Genomic DNA, 24,765 nt, shown 5'->3' with positions numbered 1-24,765 from the left:
CTTTGTAGCCTACTGTTTGTTACTTTTTCACAGCTATTAATATTCCATCACCTATTGGTACTAAAGACGTTTCATAGTCATCGTTATGCATCGCCCAGCTCGTGAATTGTTGCAAATTTCGAATCATCGTCCGGTTGCGTTTTGGTATATCTGCATCTTCCAACAGCACCATACCATGCATAAACATATTATCACAATAAATTACACCTGAACGACCGATGAGCGGGCTATATTTATCGAAGAACTTTCGATATTGGCCTTTTGCCGCATCGATGAACAACGTATCAAATGGTTCTTCTGGTAACTTGTTTTCATCTAACTCGAGTGCATCATCACGAATGATGGTAATACGCTTTTGTAGTCCACTACGTTCAATATATTCGACCGCTTTCTCATACCGTTCTGCGTCACGCTCGACTGTATAAATGACAGCGTCGGGAAAAGCTTGCGCTAATCGAATAGCTGAATAGCCAATTGCGCTTCCGATTTCAAGAATGCGTTTCGGCTGTTGAATTTGCAGCAGGCCGATCAACGTATATAAACCTGTATCGTCCATGATGGGCACACGATGCTCTGCAGCGTAGTGCTCCATCTCTACGATGAGGGGCTCTTTTTCTTCTACAAAGCGACGAATATACGTATGGTAGTCCGTCATATTCACTTCCCCCTTTACGACCTATTATTTATGCTGGCTATCAATATATTCTGCTTTGTTTTTCAAGTGTTCTTCATATGTTTTAGCAAAGTGATTGACGCCATCTTTATCAGCCAAGAAGAACAAGTATCCAGTTTTCGATGGTTCTACTGTTGCTTGGATCGAAGCAGTTCCAGCATTCGCAATCGGACCTGGCGGTAATCCTTTATTTTTGTACGTATTATAGACATGATCCACTTTCAGATCCTCATTCATGACACGGGCTTTGTGTTCCCCAAGTGCATATAAAACGGTTGGGTCGGTCTGTAATGGCATGCCTTGTTCAATACGGTTATTGAAGACGCTCGCAATTGTATCGCGATCTGATTGCTCAGTTGCTTCTTTTTCTAACAGTGAAGCAAATGTTAGCATTTTATGAACAGAACGGTCCTTGCCTTCTTCCGCCCAATACGCCTTATATGGTATGACGTTTTGCACAGTGGCATCCACCATCGTATCGACTACTTCCTTAACTGTAGGCTTTTCCTCATAAAATGGATACGTAGCAGGGAATAAATAGCCTTCTAGTGCGTAGCGTATATTCTCATTAAGAATTTCTTCTGTAATAACTTCTGGATACTTGGCTATATATTCTTGAATGACTTGTTCATTCGTCACATACTCCATAAACTGCTCTTTCGTAATCGTCGTCTTTTCGCTTGTTCTTTCTGCAATTTGATCAATTGTTAAACCTTCGGGAATGGTTAATGTAAATTCCGGCGTGCGATAGACGACGCCTGTTTTTAGGCTCTTAATCAATTCATCTGGCGTCATAGCCTGCGTTAAACCATACGTTCCAGCCTGAAAGTCTGCTTCATTATTTACTTTTGCATAGTATTTGAAGATCCGTGCATTCTTAATAATACCTGACTCTTCTAGTTTTTCTGAAATCAAATCCAAACCTGAACCGATCGGAATTTCCACTTCTACTATTTTTTCCGAGTCCGGATCAACAGGCTCTAACGCACTTTTTATGTATGTATAGGCCGAAAAGCCTCCAACTATCCCAACAACTAATACAACTGCTACAATCCAAAACACTATTTTTCTAACGGTCCTCACTTCTTCCTTCTGTTCTAACATGCGTTCAAACATGACATCTTTTTTTCTCTGGGGCTCTTTTTCCACAAGCCTCACCTCTTCTTCCACTAAAGATCAGTCCATGAAAAAGACGGAACGGTCAGCACCATTCCGCCCGTCCCATGATATTATCGCTTACTCGTCTTCTTCTTCAAGGAATGTGTTCAATACTTCTTCAATCATATCCCATTCTTCATCGGATTCGATTTCAAGAAGTGATCCACCGTCTTGTCCTTCTTCAGTTGGAATAAAGGCGGATGCATGGATTTCAACTTCCTCGTCATCGTCTCTCTCTTCGCCATCTAAAATGTGGTAAAGCACATAAGATCTTTCATATTCTTTTGAATCAAATGTTAAAATTACCTCACATACGTGCTCTTCGCCGTTCTCATCTACGATTGTCATTGTCTCTTGTCCGTGTTCCATTGTGTAATCACCTCTAATTTTTTTGTGAATCCAAATAACCTTGTAAAATCATAACAGCTGCCATTTTATCGATGACGGATTTACGTTTTTTACGGCTGACATCTGCATCAATTAAAACGCGTTCAGCAGCCATGGTAGTTAATCGTTCGTCCCATAAAACGACAGGTAGTCCAAACTTTTCGCGTAACTTTTCCGCGTACTGTTCGGACGCCTCCCCACGGGGCCCAATCGTATTATTCATATTCTTCGGGTACCCGACGACAAACTCCGTCACCGCATATTCTTCTGTCAGCTGTTTAACTCGTTTCATCCCGAAAGAACCTACCGCCTCATCAATTTTGATCGTTTCGATTCCTTGGGCTGTCCAACCAAGACTATCGCTGATCGCAATGCCTACGGTTTTCGTACCCACATCCAAGCCCATAATTCTCATTTTGTATTCCCTCTGTTTTCTCGGATATAGAACTTGACTAATTCTTCTAGAATTTCGTCTCGTTCCAGTTTCCGAATCAGACTGCGTGCGTCTTCGTGTCGTGGAATGTAGGCTGGATCTCCAGATAGTAAATAGCCGACCATCTGATTAATTGGGTTGTAACCTTTTTCTTCTAATGATTTGTAAACGTGGAGCATGACTGTTTTGACTTCTTCCTCCATCGACTCTTCAGGAAAGTTAAACTTCATCGTTTCATCGGACGAATTCATACTCGACACCCCGCTTTCCGATTTCCATTTATGTCTGCAACGATCTACCGTTACGATCTACATAGTACATAGAGTGGTGGATCAACCGCCGTTCATATCCATTTCTAGTCTGGCTCTTACAACTGGACGTATACTATGGGCATCCAAATGCAAACTCACTAGTAACATGTATCTATATTTTATGATTTATCGCTCTACATAATGGTTAAACAGATTTTACATAATCATACACGGATTGAAGCGCTTCATCAAGTTTTGACGCGTCTTTCGCTCCTGCCATCGCCATATCAGGACGTCCGCCGCCTTTTCCGTCACAAAGCGACGCAACATGGTTGACGATTTTGCCTGCGTGGTAGTTGCCGCCTTTTAAATCATCGGTCACACCCGCCGCCAGCATTACTTTCCCATCCGTTACTGTACCAAGTACAATGACGCCTTTGGAAGTTTTTTGTTTCATTTCATCAATCAATTGACGTAAACCGTTATTGTCTTTCACTTCAACATGTGCAGAAATGACTGTCACGTCTTCGATCTGCTGGGCCGTTTCCATGACACTCGCCAATTGGCTGTTGCCCATCTTCGCTTGTAGCGATTCATTTTCCCGTTGAAGTTCTTTGAAGTCAGCGAGAATTGATTCGACTTTCGTCACGACTGTTTTCGGAGTCGCTTTCGCAGTTGCTGCTATCTCATCGATGATCGCTTGATCTTCTTTAAATGAACGGAATGCTTGTCCGCCCGTGAAGGCTTCAATACGTCGCGTGCCCGCTCCAATACCGCTTTCTGAAACGATTTTGAATACGTTGATGTCGGACGTGTTGCGAACGTGACAACCTCCACAAAGCTCTACAGAGTAGTCTCCGACCTTGACTACGCGAACGATATCGCCGTACTTTTCGCCGAACAATGCCATCGCACCCATTTCTTTCGCTTCCGCAATAGGTGAAATGATCGTATTGACAGGAGTACCTGCCCAAACTTGTTCATTCACTTGGAATTCAATGCGCTCCAGTTCTTCCTTTGTCACTTGTCCAAAATGGGAGAAGTCAAAGCGAAGGCGATCCGGTCCAACATATGACCCTGCTTGATTGACATGTTCCCCTAGAACATCTTTCAAAGCGCGATGCAATAAGTGTGTAGCTGTATGATTTTTGACTGTCAGACTTCGTGAATACTCGTCCACTTTTGCGCTAACTGATGCGCCTTCATTCAATTCACCTGAACTGATGAAGACCGTGTGCAAGTTCTGTCCATTCGGTGCTTTTTTCACGTCGCGAACTTCCGCTATAAACGATTCGTTGGAGATCGTTCCTTTATCAGCTATTTGACCGCCACTTTCCGCGTAGAAAGGCGTCTGGTCTAGCATAAGTTGTACGGTTTCTCCTTCAGATGCATGCGCGATCCGTTGACCATCTTGAACTAGGACGTTGACGATCGCGGTTGTTTCTAGTTGACCATAGCCAATGAATTCACTTGCTTCATGAATTTCACCAAGTACGCCCGATTGAACATGCATAGAGTCTGAAGCAGCACGCGCAGCACGTGCACGATTTCGTTGTGCAGCCATTTCTTCGTCAAATCCGATACGATCGACTGCCACATCTTCTTCAAGAGCGAATTCCTCTGTCAGTTCAAACGGGAAGCCGTATGTGTCATAGAGTTTGAATGCGTCGCTGCCTGAAACGATTGGCAAGCCTGAAGCTTTTGCCTTTTCAATGATTGTCGTTAGAATCGCCATACCATCATGCAAGGTTTCGTGGAAACGATCTTCTTCGTTTTTCACGACTTTCATAATGAATGCTTGTTTCTCATGGACTTCAGGGTAGAAGTCTTTCATGATATCCCCGACAATTGGCACCAGCATGTACATGAACGGCTTATCAATGCCTAGTTGTTTCGCGAAACGAACTGCTCTTCTTAATAGACGACGTAAAACATAGCCGCGGCCTTCATTGGATGGAAGTGCTCCATCTCCGATAGCGAATGCTACTGTGCGGATATGATCCGAGATTACTTTAAATGCTGTGTCTACTTGCGTAGATTCACCGTATTTTCTGCCTGATACATTTTCAACGGCTTCAATGATCGGCAAGAACAAGTCTGTATCGAAGTTTGTAGGCACGTCTTGGATCACCGATGCCATACGCTCAAGACCCATTCCTGTATCGATGTTTTTCTTCGGAAGCGGTGTGTACGTGTGATCAGGATTATGATTGAACTCAGAGAATACTAAGTTCCAAATTTCCAAATAGCGTTCGTTTTCTCCACCTGGATATAATTCAGGATCTGAGAAATCGTCGCCGTAAGTGGGGCCACGATCGTAGAAGATTTCAGAGTTCGGACCACTCGGACCTTCGCCGATATCCCAGAAGTTTCCTTCAAGACGAATGATACGCTCTTCTGGAATACCGATCTGATTTTTCCAGATTGCGTACGCTTCTTCATCTTCCGGATGGATAGTAATGGATAATCGTTCTGGATCAAAACCAATCCATTGTTCATTTGTCAGGAAATCCCACGCACGCACAATGGCTTCTTCTTTGAAATAATCACCAATAGAAAAGTTGCCGAGCATTTCAAAGAACGTATGGTGACGTGCTGTGTAGCCGACATTTTCAATATCGTTTGTGCGGATGGATTTTTGTGCATTCGTAATCCGCGGATTTTCAGGAATCACTCGTCCATCAAAGTATTTCTTCAATGTGGCGACTCCACTGTTGATCCATAGTAGTGATGCATCATCAACTGGCACTAATGCAGCTGATGGTTCTACAGTATGTCCGTGCTCTTGAAAATAGTCTAAAAACATTTGGCGAATTTCAGATGCCGTAAGTTTTCTCATCGTTTTGTTCCTCCTAAAATTAAAAAAACTCCCCCCCTTGTATAAAGGGGCGAAGATTTTATTGATCGCGGTACCACCCTAATTACCGCATGACGCGGTATCTCGAGTTGCCTTAACGCGGCAAGACGGCAGGGATTAACCTGCAACTTCGGAATAGCGTTCGCTGTAAATCTGAGAGAGCTTTTTCAGCCAAGAAGCTCTTTTCTATAACACAGAGTAAACAGGTACTTGTTCCTTCAACGTTTTTCATTATTTCTAAACGAATTATAGGAAAGTTCTTTCGCTTTGTCAATCCGTCACTTCAAGAAAGTCGAATGGCGATACGTTGTGCATGCCAATGAGGGGATCGATTCCAGTAAAATTGTCCATCGTTAACTTTGCTTGCGACGTATCACGTGGTTCAACTGTCTCTTTTGCAGGTGCTGTATGGCGCGTACTGGTTTCCTTAAGCGTTGATGTTTGAACTTCTTGTGTTTCTCCTGTAATGCGTTCTTGTAGCGTCGTCTGTCGTTCTGTTTCGTCTGTGCGCGCAATCCCTGCTTTAAATTCTTCCGCTTCCCCGCACAATATTAAGAAATTCTTCGCTCGTGTAATTCCTGTGTACAGTAGATTACGACGTAACATTTTCCGCTGACTTCTGACGATCGGCATGACGACAATCGGAAATTCACTACCTTGGGATTTATGGATAGAACAACAATATGCAAGTGTCAGCTGATTTAAGTCGCTCCGTTCATACTGCACTTCATTGCCATCATACGAAACGACCATGATCGCTTTTTTGTCAGTAGTTTCTTTCGCTAGCATGATCGCGACGACTTCCCCCATATCTCCGTTAAAAACATTGCTTTCCGGTTGATTGACGAGTTGCAGTACTTTATCTCCGACGCGATAAGTCGTTTCACCGAAAACCATTTCTTTTCTTCCCTCTGCAGGTGGATTCGTCACGTCTTGGATCATTTTATTCAAGCCATCTATACCTGCCGGACCTTTATACATCGGAGCCAGCACTTGGATGTCTTTAATGGAATGCCCTTTTGATGTCGCATTTTGGACGATTTGTTTGACTACAGGTAAAATTTGTTCACTCGATGCTTTAATAAATGAGCGATCAGACGTTTTCTTTGTGACGTCCATCGTCCATTCTTTTTGCTTGATCATATGCGCCATTTCAATGATTGTCGAGCCTTCACTTTGGCGGAAAATATCGGTCAATTCCACGACGGGAATTTTCCCTGACTGCATAAAGTCATGCAACACTTGTCCGGGTCCAACAGAAGGTAGTTGGTCTTGGTCTCCAACGAATAATAACTGTGCGTCGTCGCGGACAGCTTTTAACAGCTGATGCATGAGCCAAGTATCTACCATAGACGTTTCATCAATGATAATGAGATTTCCATCCACTTCCCGCTCTGTCTCTTCTTCGTCTTCCTGCCCCGTAAAACCAAGTAAACGGTGGATCGTCATGGCAGGTAATCCAGTCGATTCGGACATCCGCTTCGCGGCGCGTCCAGTAGGTGCTGCTAAAATAATCGGGAACGGCTCTTTTTTACGAGCATATTCTTCCAAGTCAAGTGAAATACCGTGCAGTTCTGCGTACGCCTCAACTAAGCCTCTAATCACGGTTGTCTTCCCTGTCCCTGGTCCACCCGTTAGTACGAGCAATGAAGAATGAAGCGCACGTTCAATCGCTTCGACTTGCGTTTCGGCATATTGCACTTCCAAACGTTCTTCAATTTCACCGATTGCTTTTCTAATTTCAGAAGCCGGAAATTGTTCAGCGACTTCACTTTCGAGAATTTTATTCACTTTAGTGGCAATGCCGATTTCTGAAAAATACAGAGAGGGCAAGTAAAGACGCTGCATTTCAGCAGACAATGCGCCTTCTTCAACGAGTTCAATTACTGCTTGGGTGATTGCTTCGTACGAGATGATGTGTGATTGACTTGATTCAAGTAACTGTTTCGCTTGTGGCAAAATCACTTCTGACTCGACATAGACATGCCCTGCTGACTGTACTTCATTATGTACGCTGTAATAAACAGCTGCCTTAATACGCGCGGGATGATCGCCTACAAGCCCGAGTTGCTTCGCCAGATCGTCTGCACGTTGAAAGCCGATGCCTTCAATTTCTTTGATCAAACGATAGGGATTCTCCGTCAGAATCGTGATGGCGTCGTCTTGATAAGCTTGATAAATCCGCATAGCTACTTGTGGACCGAAGCCCCATTCATTCAGTTGCACCATTGTACGTTCAAGGCCTAGATTTTCTTGCAAGACCGAAACAAGCGTATCTTTCCGCTCGTCACTCAAGCGCGGGATCTGGTCAAGAACACTACGGTCTTCGAGCACTTTCTGAATTACGTTATTGCCGAGTGTCTTGACGATGTCCGTGGCGGTTTTCTTTCCAATGCCAGGAAATAAATCTCCGGATAAGTAATGAATCAGACCCGCTTCTGTCGCAGGTAACTCTTTTGAGAACGTCTGCACATCGAACTGCTGGCCATGTACCGGATGGTTGACAAGTCGACCTGTAAATTTATAATCTTCTTCCGCCACTAAAGGAGGGAATGACCCTTTGATCACTATTTCACTGTCGCGGTAATCGGTATTGGTGGAAGTGACTTTCAATTTGACGATGGAAAATAAGTTCGTCGTATTATGAAAAATCGTCACGACCGGCCTGCCGATAATATATGGTTCTGTTTCACTCATCGAAGGATTCCCTCCTTTTTAGCTGATGTATTACTCGCCTTGTTCTCCGAGCTTGATCATATCGAATAAATAACGCGCCTGTGTATGGTCAGGTTCCGCAGTGAATGCTTGCTCTAAGTGTGACAGTGCACTCGCCTTGTCTTCTGTTGAAACGGCATATAAAACGCCTAAATTATAGTGGCTATCTGCATGGTCCGGAACTACCGCCAAGATGGATTCAAATACAGGCTTCGCCTCTTTAAATAGCTCGAGCTTAGCTAGTAAAATTCCGTAGGACAACGCAATTTCCTGATCGTCAGAATTTAATTCAACAGCACGCTGTATATAGGGTAATGCTAAGCGGTCATTCCCTGTTTGTTCCATACTTTTACCGAGCATGAAATAAGCGTCAGCGGAGTCCAATCCCGCGTTAATCGCTTTTTCATATAATTTTGCCGCTTCTTCAAAGCGTTCTTGATTGTAATATAGATTCGCCAGTCCGTAAAAAGCGGTTCCGGCATTTTCGTCAAGCGTCAATGCTTTTTGGAAAAATGGCTCCGCTTGCTCAGCATCTCCAAGTGATGCAAAAATGTTCCCGATATTGATATAGCCTGTAGGCTCTTCTGGATTTTCTTCTACTGCCTTCATGAAAAGCTCAATGGCTTTCTCATAATTGCCTTCTTGCATTTCTTTAATCGCATCTTGATGAATCGACATGCTGTTGCCTCCTTATCCTACGTATGTCAGTTTCTTGCCGTCTTTGAATACTTCATTGATGGTTCCGCCACCTAGGCACTCATCCCCGTCATATAGCACGACCGCTTGTCCTGGCGTGACTGCGCGAACAGGTTCAGCAAAAGTTACGGTCGCTTCGTCACCGGATAATTGCACAGTTACTTTCGTATCGGGTTGACGGTAACGGAATTTAGCTGTGCACGTAAACGTCTCCGGTAATTCTTTCGGTGTACAAATATTCATATCCGTTGCTTGTAGACTCGTTGAGAACAGTGTGTCGTGATAAAAGCCTTGCTCAACTAGCAATACATTGCGCTCCAAGTCTTTACCGACCGCAAACCAAGGTTCTCCGGCTCCGCCAATACCTAGACCGTGACGCTGACCAATTGTGTGATACATCAATCCGTCATGATTACCCATCTTCACTCCAGCCATTGTCTGCATCTCGCCTGGACGTGCTGGTAAGTACTCCCCTAGGAATTCTTTAAAATTACGTTCACCGATGAAACAGATTCCTGTTGAATCTTTTTTCTTCGCTGTGGCAAGTCCTGCTTGTTCCGCGATTTCGCGGACTTCACTTTTCTCCATATGACCTAGAGGGAATAATACTTGCTGAAGTTGTTGTTGCGTTAATTGATTCAAGAAGTACGTTTGATCTTTGTTATTGTCCACGCCACGAAGCATTGCTACTCCGTTTTCCCGTTCTACGACTTGTGCATAATGTCCAGTCGCCAAATAATCGGCACCTAAACTTTTGGCGTGCTCGAGGAATGCTTTGAATTTGATTTCTTTATTACACATGACATCTGGATTCGGCGTGCGGCCTTTTTTGTATTCATCTAAGAAATACGTAAATACTTTATCCCAATATTGTTTTTCAAAATTAACAGAGTAATACGGAATGCCGATCTGATCACAGACACTACGTACGTCTTCAAAGTCTTCTGTCGCGGTGCAATGTCCGGATTCGTCCGTGTCATCCCAGTTTTTCATAAAGATTCCGATCACTTCATAGCCTTGCTGTTTCAAGAGTAATGCTGCAACCGAAGAGTCCACTCCGCCTGACATTCCAATGACTACACGTGTATCGGCAGGTGCTTTTTTCGTTGTCATATTGTTCATCCTTTTCTTAATTCATTTCACTAGTCGTTTCACTACATTCGCAATTCGATTGGCTGCTTCTTCTACCATAGATTCATCCAAGTTATAGCCGAAACTGATGCGGATCGAGTTTCTAGCTTTATCTGATTCTGTACCGAACATGGCCGTTACGACATGTGACGGTTCAAATGATCCCGCCATACAAGCCGAACCACTTGATACAGCTACCCCTTCTAAATCTAAACTCATCAAAAATGTCTCCACATCAGTGCCTGGAAACGATACATGATAAATATGTGGTAAAGATGCTACTGCGGGGGGAATGGTCGGTTGGAAATCGATTTGATGATTTTCAAAGACGTCCGCCATTTTTTGTTTATACGTTGAATAGTCTGTTTGCTTTTCTAGTTTGGTTTGCTCGGCAATGGAGACCGCTTCTGCAAACGCAACGATTGCTGGCACATTTTCAGTACCTGCACGTCGCTTTTTCTCTTGCGAACCTCCAAGTACTTGGCTCGATAGTAACTTACCATTTCGCTGATAAAGGAAGCCGATCCCTTTAGGTCCATTCAGTTTATGTGCTGAAACGGATAATAAATCGACTTGCAGTTCTTCTACGTCAAGTGAGCAAGTCCCGTAAGCTTGTACCGCGTCTGTGTGGAATACGCATGGATGTGTAGAGAGCAACTGGCCGATTTCTGCAATCGGTTGGACCGTTCCCACTTCATTGTTTCCATACATGATAGACACTAAAATCGTTTCATCCGTTAACGCAGCCTGAACTTGTTCCATTGTAATGACTCCATGATTGTCAGGTGAAAGGTACGTCACGTTATAGCCTTGTGACTCCAGTTGTTTACACGGGTTTAACACTGCATGATGTTCGATTTCCGTTGTAATAATATGTTTACCTTTTGAGTTCAACGACTGTACGTACCCGAAAATCGCCAAGTTATCCGCTTCTGTCCCTCCAGAAGTCACTATGATTTCATTGGGTGACGCATTGATCGAGGAGGCTAGGGTTTTGCGTGCATCTTCCAGCACTTTTTTTGCGTGACGACCAAATTGATGTGTACTTGAAGGATTCCCGTATGTATCTTGCAACGCATTGGTGAATCGCTCCAATACAGCTGGATGCATCGGTGTCGTAGCGGCATAGTCTAAATATATAGCTGGTTTCATAACTAAACTCCTTTAAATATAAAACATGTATTCATCAGTAGTGGACGTATCTTCGAATTCAATTAAATCTTTGATCGTCGTATGATCTAATACCCCTCGGATTGCGTCTCCGATTCGTTTCCATAGTTCTCGTTGCGGAATATCGTCGTCATCCAATCCTTCGACTAATTGAATGGGTCCTTCAAGCAAACGGATGACGTCTCCTGCCATAATTTCGGAAGGATCTTTTGCGAGTTTATAGCCACCGTAGGCCCCGCGAACACTCTTCACCATTCCGCTGTTGCGTAGTGGCGGGATCAGTTGTTCCAGATATGCTTCAGAGAGATCTTGCTCTTCTGCGATCAGACGCAAAGGCACTGGACCTTCTCCATATTTTCGTCCTAATTCTACTATTACTGTAAGTCCGTATCGTCCTTTAGTGGATATTTTCATTGGGCATCGTCCTTTACTAAAATTGCTGAAATCAGTATAGCATAATTGTATCACTGGTTCTTGCAAATGACTTCACTAATGTTTTACGGTATAATGAAAGAACAAACGTACGCTAGGAGGATGTACATGCATAACGAACCTTTGGCCTTTCGCATGCGGCCCGAGACGATTGATGAAGTGATCGGACAAGACCACGTCATCGGCAACACTACTCCCTTATATCGGATGATCAAGAACGGGCATGTCCCGTCTCTTTTATTATATGGTGAACCAGGTATCGGAAAAACGTCACTAGCCTACGCAATTGCAGGTACGTCAAAACTACCTTTTATTGCGTTAAATGCGACCGTGGCAGGCAAGAAAGATGTAGAAGATGTAGTGAAAGAAGCACGAATGACAGGTAAAGTATTATTATTCTTAGATGAAATCCATCGTTTCAATAAATTACAACAAGATACGCTCCTTCCGCACGTAGAAAGCGGTTCGATTGTTTTGATCGGTGCCACGACGGAAAATCCGTTTCACGACGTCAATCCCGCTATTCGTTCGCGCTGTGGGGAAATTGTCCAATTGAAACGATTGCAGCCAAAAGATTTACTGGAATTGCTCGAGCGCACACTGAAAGACGAGAAAAAAGGGCTGGGTAAGGAAACGATCGAAATCACTACCGAGCAACTGGAGAAAATTTCAGAAGGTGTCAATGGAGATGCGCGAAAAGCGCTAACGTTCCTCGAATCATTACTTGCTGCAAGTGACGAAGAAGACGGCAAGATTATCGTAGAAGATGCATTGCTTGCTCAATTACTGACTAGAATTAGTTTACTAGGTGATAAAAAGGGTTCGCATCATTTTAATTTATTATCTGCTTTACAAAAAAGTGTACGCGGAAGTGATGTCGATGCAGCGCTTTATTATTTGGCCCAATTACTCGAAATTGGCGATTTAACTGCTGTTACCAGACGTATGCTCGTCATGAGTTATGAAGATATTGGTTTGGCAGCACCCGATGTCGGGAGCCGTGTTCTTGCGGCCACAGATGCAGCACAGCGTCTCGGTATGCCTGAAGCGCGTATTCCACTTGCTACGGCCATTATCGAGATGTGTTTGGCTTCCAAATCAAACTCTGCTTATAAAGCGATCGACGCCGCCACCAAAACATTGCATGAAAAGCCTACTGGCGAAATTCCGATGCATTTACGGGACACACACTATAGCGGTTCTGCAGCGCTCGGTCATGGGGGCTACGTCTACCCACACGCAACACCTGTTGGTACTTTCGGTGGTTGGACAGATCAGCAATACTTGCCTGACAGTCTAGTACATTCTAAATTCTACACGCCTGTAGAAGCAGGCGAGGAAACTAGAATGGCCGCCATTCACCAACGGCTTCAATCATTCAAAGGGAAAAAGAACCCACGTTAAACATCTAGCTAGATACAAAAATCCACGCCAACCTATAGTAGGTCAACGTGGATTTTTTCGTATTACTCGAACATCTCCGCATCTTTCGGCGTGGAGATCGCATCAATATCGTTAAAATAACTATACTTTGCATCGAGTTTTTGTTTATAACGGATATAATCTCGGCCAAAATAACTTGTGACATTTGCTGACATTTTCATGCCCGTCACAAACATCGTCTCCTCATTTACCGTCAACTCAACATCCAGCTTCTCTACTACCGGAAATCCACTATGCGTATGTACAAAATTTTCCGGTTGTGGGCTATTCACTGAAATCACTTCCATCATCTGACGATAGTCTGCAGGAGATAGGGAAAATTCTACCGCATAGCCGTAATCAATTTTCGCTATTTCCGCATCATGGATAAAAGGTTTCAACAGCGACAAGTCCATTACAGGAGAAACGAACGGCACCCACACACCAAGTAATTCCGTGCGTTGCTCTTCCGTCATCTCTTGCCATTCACTTTTTTCTTCTTCCAACGTTTCTTGCATAGCCAATTGATTACCTTGGCGGAATAGTTGAATAGTTTTCGCGCCTTGTTTTGGAATTTTCCAGACGACTTCTTCTGAAACCTTCAGTGGATTCTGTTCAATATCCGCCTGAACTTGTACATTTTTACTTGTACGTTTTGCAGGATCGGATGTGACGCTACTTTCATCATACGCGATATCGGCATGGACCGAGTCCAATTCATTCATCGCTTGTTCCGCTTTCTCCAATAAATCTTCCGCGCTCGACGGGGCAGAAGACGTTTTTCCGCATCCTGTCACTGTAAATAGCAGTACCGCCAGGAATAGAACGATCAAACTTTTGTTCATCAGGAAACTCCCCTTCAATCAAAACTATTAACAGTGTACTTCACAGCAACGCAGTTGTCACGAACCATTCCACCTGATTTATGGGGAAATTAGTCTACCGGCACAACCCAGTTATATGGATCTTCCATTTTACCCGTCTGGATGCCTGTAATCGTTTCATATAATTTCAATGAAAGTTCACCAATTTCGTTATGATTGATCTCGCATTTTTCTCCTTCATAGAACAGTTCTCCTATTGGGGAAATAACAGCGGCTGTTCCTGTACCAAATGCTTCTTCCAATGTGCCTGCTCGGTTAGCTTCCATAATTTCATCGATTGACACTTTACGTTCAGTAACGGGAATATCCCAGTCGATCAATAATTCGATCACTGATTTACGTGTGATGCCTTCCAAAATACTACCATTGAGGCTTGGCGTAATAACTTCTCCATTGATTTTGAAGAACACATTCATCGCGCCTACTTCTTCGATATACTGATGTTCTTTCGCATCGAGCCAAAGAACTTGCGAATACCCTTCCGCTTCCGCCACTTCTTGTGCTTTCATCGCGCCTGCATAGTTACCAGCCGTTTTCGCAGAGCCTGTACCACCTACTGCAGCACGGACATACTGTGATTCAACCGCAATTTTAACAGGATTGACTCCTTCTTTATAATACGGACCTACTGGAGACAAAATGATCATCAGTCGGTACGTTTTAGAAGGAGCGACACCTAAATAAGGCTGTGTCGCAAAAATGAATGGACGAACGTAAAGGGAAGTCCCCTCTCTATCCGGAATCCAATCCTTATCTAATGAAATCAATTCTTTCAAGGCAGTTAATACGAATTTTTCATCAAACATCGGCATGCATAATCTATCATTTGAGCGATTCAAACGTTTCATGTTTTCCTCTGGACGGAATAACACTACTTCCTTGTCTTCATTTACATACGCTTTTAATCCTTCAAATACAGTTTGTCCATAATGTAATACGATCGCGGCTGGATCTAGCAGAAACGGCTTGTACGGCTCAATACGAGGATCATGCCATCCCGTTCCATCCGTATAATCCATCACAAACATGTGATCAGTAAAAATCGTTCCGAAAGCAAGTGGATCATCCGCTGCCGGCTTGTCTTTTGGCGCGGAAGTTTCATAGTGTAAAATATGTTTTTCAGTTGACATACCTAACCCCTCCTACATATTATCTAATTTGTCCGGTTCCTCGAATCACAAATTTCGAAGAAGTCAGTGCTTCTAATCCCATCGGACCTCTCGCGTGAAGCTTTTGTGTGCTAATACCAATTTCTGCACCATACCCGAATTCGAAACCATCCGTAAAGCGAGTGGAGGCATTGACGTAAACAGCTGCCGCATCTACGCTATTCAAAAATTGCTCAGCATGCGCATCCGTCTGGGTAATAATGCTTTCCGAATGCTTCGTACTATATGTAGCAATATGTTCTAGTGCTTGCTGTACATTTTCCACGCTCTTTACGCGTACTGTCAAGTCCAAGTATTCTCTTGACCAATCATTTTGCTCAACAGCTGCGATAGTTGGATCAAATGCCTGTAGTTTTTCGTCGCCCTGTAATTGAACGCCTTGCTCTTGTAATGCGTGGATTAAACGCTTGCCGTGTTGCGCTAACCAGTTGGAATCGATCAAAACGGTTTCAATTGCGTTACAAACCGATGGACGATGTGTTTTCGCATTGACGACTATATCGATTGCCATTTTCTCATCAGCGGATGCATCGATAAATACGTGACAGTTCCCTGCACCTGTTTCGATGACGGGTACTGTAGATTCACGAATGACAGTTTGGATCAGCTTGGCTCCTCCACGCGGAATCAAGACATCTATATAGTCATTGAGTGTGAACAATTCTTTCGCCGTTTCTCGACTTGTGTCTTCTATTAACTGAACAGAATCAACTGGCAATGAACTTTTTTCAAGTCCACGTTGAATAACACGCCATAGCGCTAAATTGGAATATTTAGCAGAAGAACTTCCGCGCAATACGACCGCGTTGCCTGTTTTCAGTGCCAAAGACGCTGCATCCATCGTAACATTCGGACGCGCTTCATAAATCATGGCGATGACACCGATCGGCACGCGCTTCTTCACAATATGCAAGCCATTTTCCTTATGGATTTCTTCTAACGTTTCTCCAATCGGATCATGTAAGTCGATCAGTAGACGAACGCCTTCCGCCATCGCTTCAATTCTTTCAGGTGTTAATAAAATTCGATCGAGAACTGCTGATTCAATTCCTTTTTCGCGCCCTTCATCGATATCTTTTTTATTCTCTGCAAGCAACTGATCTTGTTCTTCTAGTAATTGCTCAGCGATCCATTGCAATGCTTGGTTTTTCTCTTCAGTTGTTGCCACGTTCAATACGATACTCGCTTCTTTTGCAGCTTTACCTTTATCTCTAATCTCACTCATATCCCATTCTCCTCTTTGATTATACTTGTACCCAGCGGTCTCGGTGAATGACTTCTAGCATCGGCTTGAATTCTTCCAATTTATCTTTATTAGAAATCGTTTGTTTTAATTGTTCAGACGAATAAGTGACTTCGCCCTTACCGATCAAACCATCTAAACCGAATACTTCCACAACTTCTCCAACTCCAAAATTCCCTTGTACTTTAAAGACGCCTGCCGGCAATAAACTGCGTCCATTATGGACAATCGCTTCTTCGGCACCTTGATCTACGTACAAACGGCCTGTCGATTCAGAATGAAGTGCAATCCATTGGCGATTCGTATTGATCGTGTTGGCAGCCGGACTGGAAATATACGTGCCGTCTCCATACCCTTTTAAAATATCTAGCAATTTTGATGGGCCGCGACCTGTTCCGATGAAGACCGGAACGGCTAGCGTATGAGCCGTTCGGGCAGCTAGTAATTTCGAACGCATACCGCCTGTACCGACTTTCGAGCCGACGTCATCCGCACCACCAAGCAGTTCATCTGAAATTTCATCCAACTTACTCAATCGTACAGCATCTGGATCTGTTCGTGGATTACTCGTGTAGATGCCGTTGACATCGGTTAAAATAATCAATTGATCCGCGTGCAAAAAGCCACTGACTAATGCGGATAGCATATCATTATCACCGAACGTTAACTCGTCAATGGATACCGTATCATTTTCGTTAATGATCGGCATGATGCCACGGTCAAGTAATTCAGACATCGCCGCAAATGCATTGCGGTATCGATCACGATCGGCAAAGTCATGACGTGTCAATAAAATTTGTGCCGGAATGACTTTATGCGAGCTGAACCTTTCGATATAAGACTGTATTAACAAACTCTGCCCAACCGCTGCTGCGGCTTGTTTCCCTTTGATCGTCTGCGGACGGGAGGAATAGCCGAGACGCGCAAAGCCTGCCGCTACGGCTCCCGACGAGACGACAATAACTTCATGCCCTACGTTTTTTAGCATCGCCAAGGCATCGACATGGTCATTGAATTTTACCTGATCGATTTCTCCACTATCATTCGTTAACGAGCTGCTACCGATTTTCACAACAATTCGCTGTCTCTTCATATAAATTCGCCTTCCATTTCTACATATCATCTACCTATATACAATAAAAAAAGCCCAATCGTCCCGATCTAATCAGGACGAAAGGACATAACTTCCGCGGTGCCACCATCATTGGATTCATTTTCACAAATCCCGCTTTCCTTCTAACGCCAAGGTGCGCGCCTGTGTTTACACAGGACTCAAAAGGCAGGTTCGACAAGGCATTGCGACGGAAACTTCCAGCCGATGATTTCCGCTCTCTAGCACATGCTATTTTATCTACTGATCCTTCTTCAACGTTCCATATCATTTCCCCAATCATACAATATTCAGAGTAATTGTCAAGCACTGCTACGTTACTTTCGCTGTAGCATACGGTCTAGTGCATCGATCGCATCCGCCGAAGTAGCCGCATCGACTTTGATAATATTTTGCTCAGCGCCTTCCATTATACTTTCGAGACTCCATAGTAAATGTGGCAAATCAATACGGTTCATCGTTAAACAAGGACACATTAAAGGATTCAATGAAATGATATCTAGATCAGGATGATTTTCTATCAACCGATTAACTAAATTCATTTCTGTGCCAATTGCCCATTTCGTACCAGGAGCGGCTGCTTCAATTTGATCAATAATATACTTGGTTGAGCCATTATCATCAGACTGCATCACGACTTCATGTGAACATTCAGGATGAACAATAATTCGACGATCAGGATCATTTTCACGTAGCTGACGAATATTTTCTACTGTAAAGTTTTCATGAACGGAGCAATGGCCTTTCCACAAAATCACTTGACACTCTTCGTCTAATCCATCGTATTCAAGTCTATCGATCACAGGATTCCATACCCCCATATGCTCAAGAGGCACACCAAGTCCATACGCTGTGTTACGTCCCAAATGCTGATCTGGTAAGAATAAAATCCGCTTTTTCTGTGTGAAAGCCCATTGGACGATTTCTTTCGCGTTCGACGAAGTGACGGTTGCGCCTCCATTACGACCAACGAACGCCTTAATGGCTGCCGTTGAATTCACGTATGTTAGTGGAAGAATCGTATCGCCAAAACGTTCTTGCAAGTCTTTCCACGCTCGTTCCGTCTGGTAGATATCCGCCATGTCTGCCATCGAACAGCCGGCACGCATATCCGGTAAATAGACGGTTTGATTTTCCGTTGTTAAGATATCCGCTGTTTCCGCCATGAAGTGCACGCCACAAAACACGATATGTTCCGCTTGTTCGTTCGCGGCACAAATTTGTGCTAGTTGCAATGAATCTCCTGTAGCATCCGCAAATTGAATCACTTCATTTTTCTGGTAGTGATGGCCAGGAATAAATAATTTATTTCCTAGTGTTTGCTTAATCGTCCGAATCTTTTCTTCCATTTCGCTAACCGTATACTGTTTATATCGTTCGGGTAACATAGCGTTTGCTTGTTCTTTTATCAGTTCCAACATCGACATATTCTTCAGTCCCCCTGTGTAGTGAGTTGTATAGTAGCACTAATGTCCGCCGCAATGACAGAATGCGTCAATGCGCCGACCGATATGTAATCAACTCCTGTCTTGCCGTAAGAAGCGATCGTCTCCTCCGTAATCATGCCAGATGCTTCGGTTATGATATGCGGAGGTACGAGTGGTAACCAGTCCGTAATTTGTTCGGGCGTCCGGTTATCAAACATAATAATATCTACGTTTGCTTCAATAGCTTCCTGTAGTTGCGCTAGCGATTCGATTTCTACTTCTATTTTCACGGTATGACCTAATCGGGTCCTCAGCAGTTGCACAGCATGTGTAATAGAGCCTGCATACGCTAAGTGATTATCTTTTAGCATCACGGCGTCGTATAAACCATTCCGGTGATTAAATCCGCCACCCGTACGAACCGCATATTTATCGAGCATGCGAAGCCCTGGCGCTGTCTTGCGTGTATCACACACTCTAGTTTCCGTTTCCGCTAATAACGCGGTGAGGTCAGCCGTTTTCGTCGCAATCGCAGTCATTCGCTGGATACAATTTAAGATGACACGTTCCGCAGTCAACAGACTTCTGACAGAACCTTTTATTTTCGCGAGTACTTGTCTGTCTACTATTTTATCGCCATCCTCTACTTGGCACGTGACTTCTACAGAAGGATCCATCACGTGAAAACCTGTCGTGATGACATCTACTCCGCAAAATACACCCGAAGTTTTAGAGATGATGTGCATTTCACCTATTGCGTTCGCAGGAAATAATGTATGAGCTGATAGATCGCCATCTCCTACATCTTCAATGAAAAACTGTTCAAGCATCGAGACCAATTTGATTCTGTTCATCTGCATTCTCATAACCTTCCTTTTCACCAGGTGTCTTTACATCTATCTTTACATATATGCCGTTATATGACAAGATGAATATATTATTTATTGCAGGAGGTCATTCAATTGCATTACTTTGATTACGCTGCCACGACACCTCTTCGTGAAGAAGCCGCTTCAGTCTATGTGTCAGTCTCTCAACAACAGTTTGGCAACACGACGAGCTTGCACGACGTAGGAGGGGCTGCACAAAACGTATTGGCCCATAGTAGACAAAACTTGTCTGCACTTCTTGGTGTACGTTCTGAAGGGCTATACTTTACTTCAGGCGGGACGGAAAGCAACACGCTTGCCCTAGTATCTTTAGCGGAGTCGGCAAAGAACAACGGACAGCATATAATTCTTTCGGCCGCGGAACACCCTTCTCTGCATTCAGCTGCAGCGTATCTGGAAAGACAAGGCTTCCGTACGACGACAATCCCATATACAACGGCAGGCATCATCGATTTACAAGCGCTTGAAGATGCTATTACGGACCAAACGACTGTCGTGTCCGTGCAACACTGCAATCCAGAGATCGGTACCATTCAACCCATCCGATCCATATCGGAATTACTAAAACCTAAAGGCATTTATTTGCATAGCGACTGTGTACAATCATTCGGTAAATTATCTGTGCGTGACATCTCTCCATATGTAGACAGCTTGTCGGTATCCAGCCATAAAGTGCACGGTCCAAAAGGCGTTGGTGCCGTCTATATCGATCCACGCATTCGTGCAGTCCCGCTATTTCCAGGTGCTACGCAAGAGAAAGGATTTAGAGGCGGAACGGTGAATGTACCTGGAATTGCTGCATTCGTTACGGCAGCTGAACTGGCACATCCTAATGTAGAGAAGTATCGTGCCTTGCGCGCTCTTTTCCTGAACATACTCTCTGCACATCCTAAAGCATTTACTATCTATAGTAGTCCGCAGTCGTCTGAACAACTTCCGCAAATTATCGGTCTATGCGCCAAACACTCAGAAGGACAGCGCATTATGTTAGAATTAAATAGAAGAGGATTTGCGGTGTCGACAGGCAGTGCTTGTCAAGTCGGTCAGCAACAGTCATCTATGACGATGAGCGCGATGAATATACCCGCCCACGTAGCAAAAGGATTTGTTCGGATTTCATTTGGCGAGACGTCGACTAGCGAAAGCGTTACCCAATTAGCAAAAGCGTTGCTCGAAGTGGCGGTATCTGCACAAACCCCGATAGATATTTTATAGATAGCAGGTGAGTGTTTTGAGAAAAAAAGTAAAAGTGGCAGGAGAACAGCGCCGTGATGTAATTCTCCAGACATTAAAAGAAGCAAATCACCCCGTAACGGGTGCAGAATTAGGTGAACTGACAAAAGTCAGCAGACAAGTGATCGTCAGTGATATTAATTTATTGAAGGCAAAAGACGAACCGATCATGGCGACCAATCAAGGATACCTATACACACGGTCAACTAAGAAAGTAAAAGACGTAGAAAAGATCATCGTCTGCAAACATACGCCTAGTCAAACGGAAGAAGAGTTGCACATTTTAGTCGACCACGGCGTAACCGTGAGAGATGTCCGGGTAGAACATCCTGTGTATGGTGATGTGCGTGCATCCATCATGGTATCGAACCGACAAGAAGTGAAGACATTCATTGAACAAATTCAACAAGCACAAGCTCCTTATCTATTGAATTTAGACGAAGGCGGCATTCATTTACATGCTATTTCCGCTCCACGAGCAGAACAACTACACGATGCAGAAGAAGCATTAAAAAAAGCGGGATTCCTAGTCGAATAGGAATTCCGCTTTTTTATGGAAATAACCAAATACCGAATAAAGGTCCCGCAAGTGCACCGATAATCGCAGATAACGTCATGGCAACCGAACTCATGGAAGCCGTTTGTTCTCCGTATTCGAGCGCTTTAGAAGTTCCAATAGCATGCGCACCGACTCCGAGACCAATGCCTTGCCCAATGGCTGTATCAATCTTCAACCAGCGATTGATCCACGGACCCATAAGGATTCCAGCGAGTCCGGCGATAATGACTAACACCGTCGCTAGCGAAGGAATGCCACCGAGTTCTTCAGCTATTTGCATAGCGATAGGCGACGTAATAGACTTCGGTAAAATACTCGCTAAAAGTTCGGTTGAAAACCCGGCGAGTCTCGCTGCTAAGACACCTGTCATCATCCCGACAATTCCTCCTACTACGACTCCACCAAAGATCGGCAACAGATTTTTCTTGATAATATCTCTCTGTTTATAAAGAGGAATGCACAGTGAGACGATGGCGGGACCAAGCAATGCGTCGATCCATTTGCCTCCTACCATATACGTTTCATAGGATGCATTGAATAACGACAACACGATAATCACCACAATAGTCGTTGTCATAATAGGGACTAGAAAAGGCGAACGTAACCTGACGTAGACGGCGTTCATTACAAAATATAGGATAACTGCCAACAAGATCATGGTCAAAGCCAGTACTACTGTATTCATGAAAGAGTTCCCTCCTCTTTCACATGACGCTTGGCCATAGCTTGGCTCACTAAACTTGCGACGACCATCGTGATCAATGTACTACCGATTGTGATCAAGATTAGGAGACTGCCTTTGCCCGCAAATACATGGCCATAATCCATCACACCCACCGTAGCGGGAATTAGATACAGCGGCAAAGTCGATAGAAAGACATACGCGCCTTTTTCCACCCAGCGAAGTGGAATGACTCGGATCGATAACAGTCCCCATAACACGAGCAAACCGATAATGCTTCCCGGCAACGGAATGGAAAGTTTCGCCCGTAAAAACTCTCCTGCTAGAAATAATATGTATAAAAATCCTACTTGCAAAAGTGTGATACTAATTTTCACTCCAACACTTCCTTATCTAATTCGTATATGTAGAAAAAATGAATACCTCTTCATTATAGGGAATAGTCAGATAAAAACCAATACTTTCCTTGTGATTACCGAGCAGTATTCAGAGTATTCATTCTAGCGTTGACACTTCCAACCTACTCATGTATAGTGTAAGAAGCCGTATTGGGCAAGTTGTCAATAATAGGCTTGCACGTTACGTGTGGAGATGGATTTCTAATTGCCGAGGAGGAATTATTATGCACCAAGGTAAAGTGAAGTGGTTCAGCAGTGACAAAGGATATGGGTTTATCGAAGCGGATGATGGTGAAGATGTATTTGTACATTTTACCGGAATTGCTACGGATGGATTCAAGACACTGGCTGAAGGTCAAACAGTTTCTTTTGAAGTAATTGAAGGAAATCGTGGTCCACAGGCGGCTAACGTATCGACTCTTGAGGATGAAGTGTAACCTCATCTCGGCGCAAACAGCTGAATTTCTAACATAAACAAAGCATCCACGCAGTTGCGGGATGCTTTTTCATTATTTATTTGGAGCCGTACTGATCTTGTTGATTTCTCTTCCAAGGAATTGTAGCTGGTCTCCTACAGTACAGTCGGCAATACAAAATTGATGCGCGCCTGTTTTGCCGCGTTCGTTTGTTAGTTGTTTTTTGACGTAACAACCTTCACAATATATATCGAGCAATTGATTAATTTCTTTCATGACAACTACTTTATCCATTAGAAAAGAACTCCCACCTTTCTTCCTTCTATTTTAAGTTGGCTGACGGGATGTTGCAAGTGTTTCTACATTTTTTACAATTCATTACCAGATTGGAGAGATAAATCTCATGTTGGAAGTGTACATAGACGGTGCTAGCGCAGGCAATCCTGGGTTGAGCGGAATTGGTGTGTATATTAAAGGAGAAGGACAGGACGTTCGGATTAGTGAGCCGATTGAGCCAACGAACAATCATCACGCAGAGTTTCAAGCGCTGGTGAGAGGGCTTGAGGAGGCCTCTAAGCTAACGACGGGCATGGTGTCGGTAAGGTCTGATTCGACAGTGGTCGTGCAGTCGATGGAGAAAGAGTTTGTGAAGAACGAGCAGTATGCGCCTTATTTGAAGGCGGCATTGAAACTCGTAGCGACGTTTGATTTTTTCTTTATTAAGTGGATTGCGGACAGCACAAACAAGACGGCGGATACGCTTGCACGACAGGCGATATTGATGCAGAAGAAGAAAAAATAATAAACGAAGTGAGATGTTTCGTCATCTTGTGAGAACTGTCACTAAAAAGTGTACTGCTAGTGCTTTATTTTTATTCGTAAAGATTGTTTTTCATAATGGCCTTTTTGGCAGGGGGTTAAGTGTTTGCAACTTGTTGATCCACGCTGTAGCTGGACGCGTGTCTTATGGGCGGGGCGGTGAACCATACCCCTCGCTTCGCCTCACTCGCAAAAGCCGTTCTTCGTTACAGCTCTCGCTGATCCTCTCGGGAGTCGCCGGCTGTAGCGAAGAACAACTAACCGACTTCAGAGAAGCTTCCTCAATAAATGCGCCCTTTTGCTAATTAAACCACTCTTCCTATTTACGATACCATTTTCTTTGATAGGTCTATATAAGGTTTTAATTGTATTTTTAAGGAGAAAATCCTTCATACATTGTTTTTTAAGAAACTACTCCCCAAGCGACTGATACTCTGCGGCAAGACCTTTTTGAACGCCTGGTCTGTTCGCAATGCGATGAGACCATTCCAAGAGATGGGTATATTCCTCCATGTTTAAAAATTCATATGAGCCTTCATACAATTTTCCTAAAGCTAAACGTCCGTACCAAGACCATATCGCAATATCTGCAATAGTATAAGTATCACC

25 protein-coding genes, 1 pseudogene and 1 other annotated feature are annotated in these 24,765 nt (G+C 43.8%); of the genes and pseudogenes, 5 read left to right on the top strand and 21 right to left on the bottom strand.

Annotated features, from left to right (window positions below):
- Positions 1 to 19 precede the first annotated feature (19 nt).
- The 11 genes from CSV61_RS00130 to cymR form a co-directional block, all read right to left on the bottom strand.
- Positions 20 to 655, bottom strand: coding sequence for an O-methyltransferase (locus CSV61_RS00130; protein WP_099637633.1), 636 nt, complete (start codon positions 653 to 655; stop codon positions 20 to 22).
- 24 nt (positions 656 to 679) lie between these two features.
- On the bottom strand, positions 680 to 1,789 hold the full coding sequence (gene mltG, locus CSV61_RS00125) for an endolytic transglycosylase MltG (protein ID WP_099637920.1): 1,110 nt from the start codon (positions 1,787 to 1,789) through the stop codon (positions 680 to 682).
- 120 nt (positions 1,790 to 1,909) lie between these two features.
- Positions 1,910 to 2,200 (bottom strand): DUF1292 domain-containing protein, encoded by a 291-nt coding sequence (locus CSV61_RS00120; protein ID WP_083035717.1) that lies wholly within the window; start codon positions 2,198 to 2,200, stop codon positions 1,910 to 1,912.
- A 13-nt stretch (positions 2,201 to 2,213) separates the two neighbouring features.
- On the bottom strand, positions 2,214 to 2,633 hold the full coding sequence (gene ruvX / locus CSV61_RS00115) for a Holliday junction resolvase RuvX (RefSeq protein WP_099637632.1): 420 nt from the start codon (positions 2,631 to 2,633) through the stop codon (positions 2,214 to 2,216).
- Positions 2,630 to 2,902, bottom strand: coding sequence for an IreB family regulatory phosphoprotein (locus CSV61_RS00110; protein ID WP_083035713.1), 273 nt, complete (start codon positions 2,900 to 2,902; stop codon positions 2,630 to 2,632). Before CSV61_RS00110 ends, ruvX begins: the two co-directional genes overlap by 4 nt.
- 205 nt (positions 2,903 to 3,107) lie before the next feature.
- Positions 3,108 to 5,741, bottom strand: coding sequence for an alanine--tRNA ligase (gene alaS, locus CSV61_RS00105; RefSeq protein ID WP_099637631.1), 2,634 nt, complete (start codon positions 5,739 to 5,741; stop codon positions 3,108 to 3,110).
- A gap of 42 nt (positions 5,742 to 5,783) precedes the next feature.
- Positions 5,784 to 5,990 (bottom strand) — a binding site (T-box leader).
- A gap of 39 nt (positions 5,991 to 6,029) precedes the next feature.
- Positions 6,030 to 8,456, bottom strand: a complete 2,427-nt coding sequence (gene recD2 / locus CSV61_RS00100; protein WP_099637630.1) for an SF1B family DNA helicase RecD2 — start codon at positions 8,454 to 8,456, stop codon at positions 6,030 to 6,032.
- A 30-nt stretch (positions 8,457 to 8,486) separates the two neighbouring features.
- On the bottom strand, positions 8,487 to 9,152 hold the full coding sequence (locus tag CSV61_RS00095; protein ID WP_099637629.1) for a tetratricopeptide repeat protein: 666 nt from the start codon (positions 9,150 to 9,152) through the stop codon (positions 8,487 to 8,489).
- 12 nt (positions 9,153 to 9,164) lie between these two features.
- Complete coding sequence (gene mnmA / locus CSV61_RS00090) at positions 9,165 to 10,283, bottom strand: tRNA 2-thiouridine(34) synthase MnmA (RefSeq protein WP_099637628.1); 1,119 nt, start codon at positions 10,281 to 10,283, stop codon at positions 9,165 to 9,167.
- Between the two features lie 21 nt (positions 10,284 to 10,304).
- Complete coding sequence (locus CSV61_RS00085) at positions 10,305 to 11,453, bottom strand: cysteine desulfurase family protein (RefSeq protein WP_099637627.1); 1,149 nt, start codon at positions 11,451 to 11,453, stop codon at positions 10,305 to 10,307.
- Positions 11,454 to 11,465: 12 nt separating this feature from the next.
- The gene (gene cymR / locus CSV61_RS00080; RefSeq protein WP_083035701.1) at positions 11,466 to 11,885 is read right to left on the bottom strand and encodes a cysteine metabolism transcriptional regulator CymR; all 420 of its coding nucleotides are present in this window, start codon (positions 11,883 to 11,885) and stop codon (positions 11,466 to 11,468) included.
- 126 nt (positions 11,886 to 12,011) lie between these two features.
- Between cymR and CSV61_RS00075 the strand changes: the two genes are divergently transcribed.
- The gene (locus CSV61_RS00075) at positions 12,012 to 13,307 is read left to right on the top strand and encodes a replication-associated recombination protein A (protein WP_099637626.1); all 1,296 of its coding nucleotides are present in this window, start codon (positions 12,012 to 12,014) and stop codon (positions 13,305 to 13,307) included.
- A 62-nt stretch (positions 13,308 to 13,369) separates the two neighbouring features.
- Here the strand turns inward: CSV61_RS00075 and CSV61_RS00070 are convergent, their stop codons facing one another.
- The 6 genes from CSV61_RS00070 to nadC form a co-directional block, all read right to left on the bottom strand.
- Positions 13,370 to 14,170, bottom strand: coding sequence for a DUF6612 family protein (locus CSV61_RS00070; protein WP_099637625.1), 801 nt, complete (start codon positions 14,168 to 14,170; stop codon positions 13,370 to 13,372).
- An 89-nt stretch (positions 14,171 to 14,259) separates the two neighbouring features.
- Positions 14,260 to 15,339 carry a branched-chain amino acid aminotransferase gene (locus CSV61_RS00065; RefSeq protein WP_083035695.1) on the bottom strand — a complete coding sequence of 360 codons (1,080 nt, stop codon included), beginning with the start codon at positions 15,337 to 15,339 and terminating at the stop codon, positions 14,260 to 14,262.
- 19 nt (positions 15,340 to 15,358) lie between these two features.
- Positions 15,359 to 16,603 carry a glutamate-5-semialdehyde dehydrogenase gene (locus tag CSV61_RS00060; protein ID WP_099637624.1) on the bottom strand — a complete coding sequence of 415 codons (1,245 nt, stop codon included), beginning with the start codon at positions 16,601 to 16,603 and terminating at the stop codon, positions 15,359 to 15,361.
- Positions 16,604 to 16,622: 19 nt separating this feature from the next.
- Positions 16,623 to 17,714 (bottom strand): glutamate 5-kinase, encoded by a 1,092-nt coding sequence (gene proB, locus CSV61_RS00055; protein WP_099637623.1) that lies wholly within the window; start codon positions 17,712 to 17,714, stop codon positions 16,623 to 16,625.
- Positions 17,715 to 18,049: 335 nt separating this feature from the next.
- A complete protein-coding gene (gene nadA, locus CSV61_RS00050; RefSeq protein WP_099637622.1) occupies positions 18,050 to 19,159 on the bottom strand; it encodes a quinolinate synthase NadA in 1,110 nt (369 codons plus the stop codon).
- Positions 19,160 to 19,164: 5 nt separating this feature from the next.
- Positions 19,165 to 20,013, bottom strand: a complete 849-nt coding sequence (gene nadC, locus CSV61_RS00045) for a carboxylating nicotinate-nucleotide diphosphorylase (RefSeq protein ID WP_099637919.1) — start codon at positions 20,011 to 20,013, stop codon at positions 19,165 to 19,167.
- A gap of 108 nt (positions 20,014 to 20,121) precedes the next feature.
- Here nadC and CSV61_RS00040 point away from each other — a divergent pair, with 108 nt between their 5' ends.
- On the top strand, positions 20,122 to 21,264 hold the full coding sequence (locus CSV61_RS00040) for an IscS subfamily cysteine desulfurase (protein ID WP_099637621.1): 1,143 nt from the start codon (positions 20,122 to 20,124) through the stop codon (positions 21,262 to 21,264).
- Positions 21,265 to 21,280: 16 nt separating this feature from the next.
- Positions 21,281 to 21,820 carry a transcription repressor NadR gene (locus tag CSV61_RS00035; RefSeq protein ID WP_083035687.1) on the top strand — a complete coding sequence of 180 codons (540 nt, stop codon included), beginning with the start codon at positions 21,281 to 21,283 and terminating at the stop codon, positions 21,818 to 21,820.
- Positions 21,821 to 21,833: 13 nt separating this feature from the next.
- On the opposite strand, the gene CSV61_RS00030 is transcribed toward CSV61_RS00035, so the two are convergent.
- Together CSV61_RS00030 and CSV61_RS00025 are read right to left on the bottom strand one after the other, a co-directional pair.
- Positions 21,834 to 22,526 carry an LrgB family protein gene (locus CSV61_RS00030; RefSeq protein WP_099637620.1) on the bottom strand — a complete coding sequence of 231 codons (693 nt, stop codon included), beginning with the start codon at positions 22,524 to 22,526 and terminating at the stop codon, positions 21,834 to 21,836.
- Complete coding sequence (locus CSV61_RS00025; RefSeq protein WP_099637619.1) at positions 22,523 to 22,900, bottom strand: CidA/LrgA family protein; 378 nt, start codon at positions 22,898 to 22,900, stop codon at positions 22,523 to 22,525. The genes CSV61_RS00030 and CSV61_RS00025 overlap by 4 nt, the downstream gene beginning before the upstream one ends.
- 245 nt (positions 22,901 to 23,145) lie before the next feature.
- On the opposite strand from CSV61_RS00025, the gene CSV61_RS00020 reads away from it, so the two are divergent.
- Positions 23,146 to 23,358 (top strand): cold-shock protein, encoded by a 213-nt coding sequence (locus CSV61_RS00020; protein WP_083035681.1) that lies wholly within the window; start codon positions 23,146 to 23,148, stop codon positions 23,356 to 23,358.
- Positions 23,359 to 23,430: 72 nt separating this feature from the next.
- Here the strand turns inward: CSV61_RS00020 and CSV61_RS00015 are convergent, their stop codons facing one another.
- Positions 23,431 to 23,631, bottom strand: a complete 201-nt coding sequence (locus CSV61_RS00015; RefSeq protein ID WP_099637618.1) for a zinc-finger domain-containing protein — start codon at positions 23,629 to 23,631, stop codon at positions 23,431 to 23,433.
- Between the two features lie 109 nt (positions 23,632 to 23,740).
- Between CSV61_RS00015 and CSV61_RS00010 the strand changes: the two genes are divergently transcribed.
- A complete protein-coding gene (locus tag CSV61_RS00010; RefSeq protein WP_083035677.1) occupies positions 23,741 to 24,139 on the top strand; it encodes a reverse transcriptase-like protein in 399 nt (132 codons plus the stop codon).
- Positions 24,140 to 24,567: 428 nt separating this feature from the next.
- Here the strand turns inward: CSV61_RS00010 and CSV61_RS17035 are convergent.
- A pseudogene (locus CSV61_RS17035) lies at positions 24,568 to 24,765 on the bottom strand (glutathione-dependent disulfide-bond oxidoreductase); the annotation flags it as partial.

This window comes from Sporosarcina sp. P3, assembly GCF_002743415.1.
GTDB classification, from domain to species: domain Bacteria; phylum Bacillota; class Bacilli; order Bacillales_A; family Planococcaceae; genus Sporosarcina; species Sporosarcina ureae_A.
The sequence above is the reverse complement of the archived record's forward strand: the minus strand, read 5'-3'. Positions and strand labels throughout refer to the sequence as shown.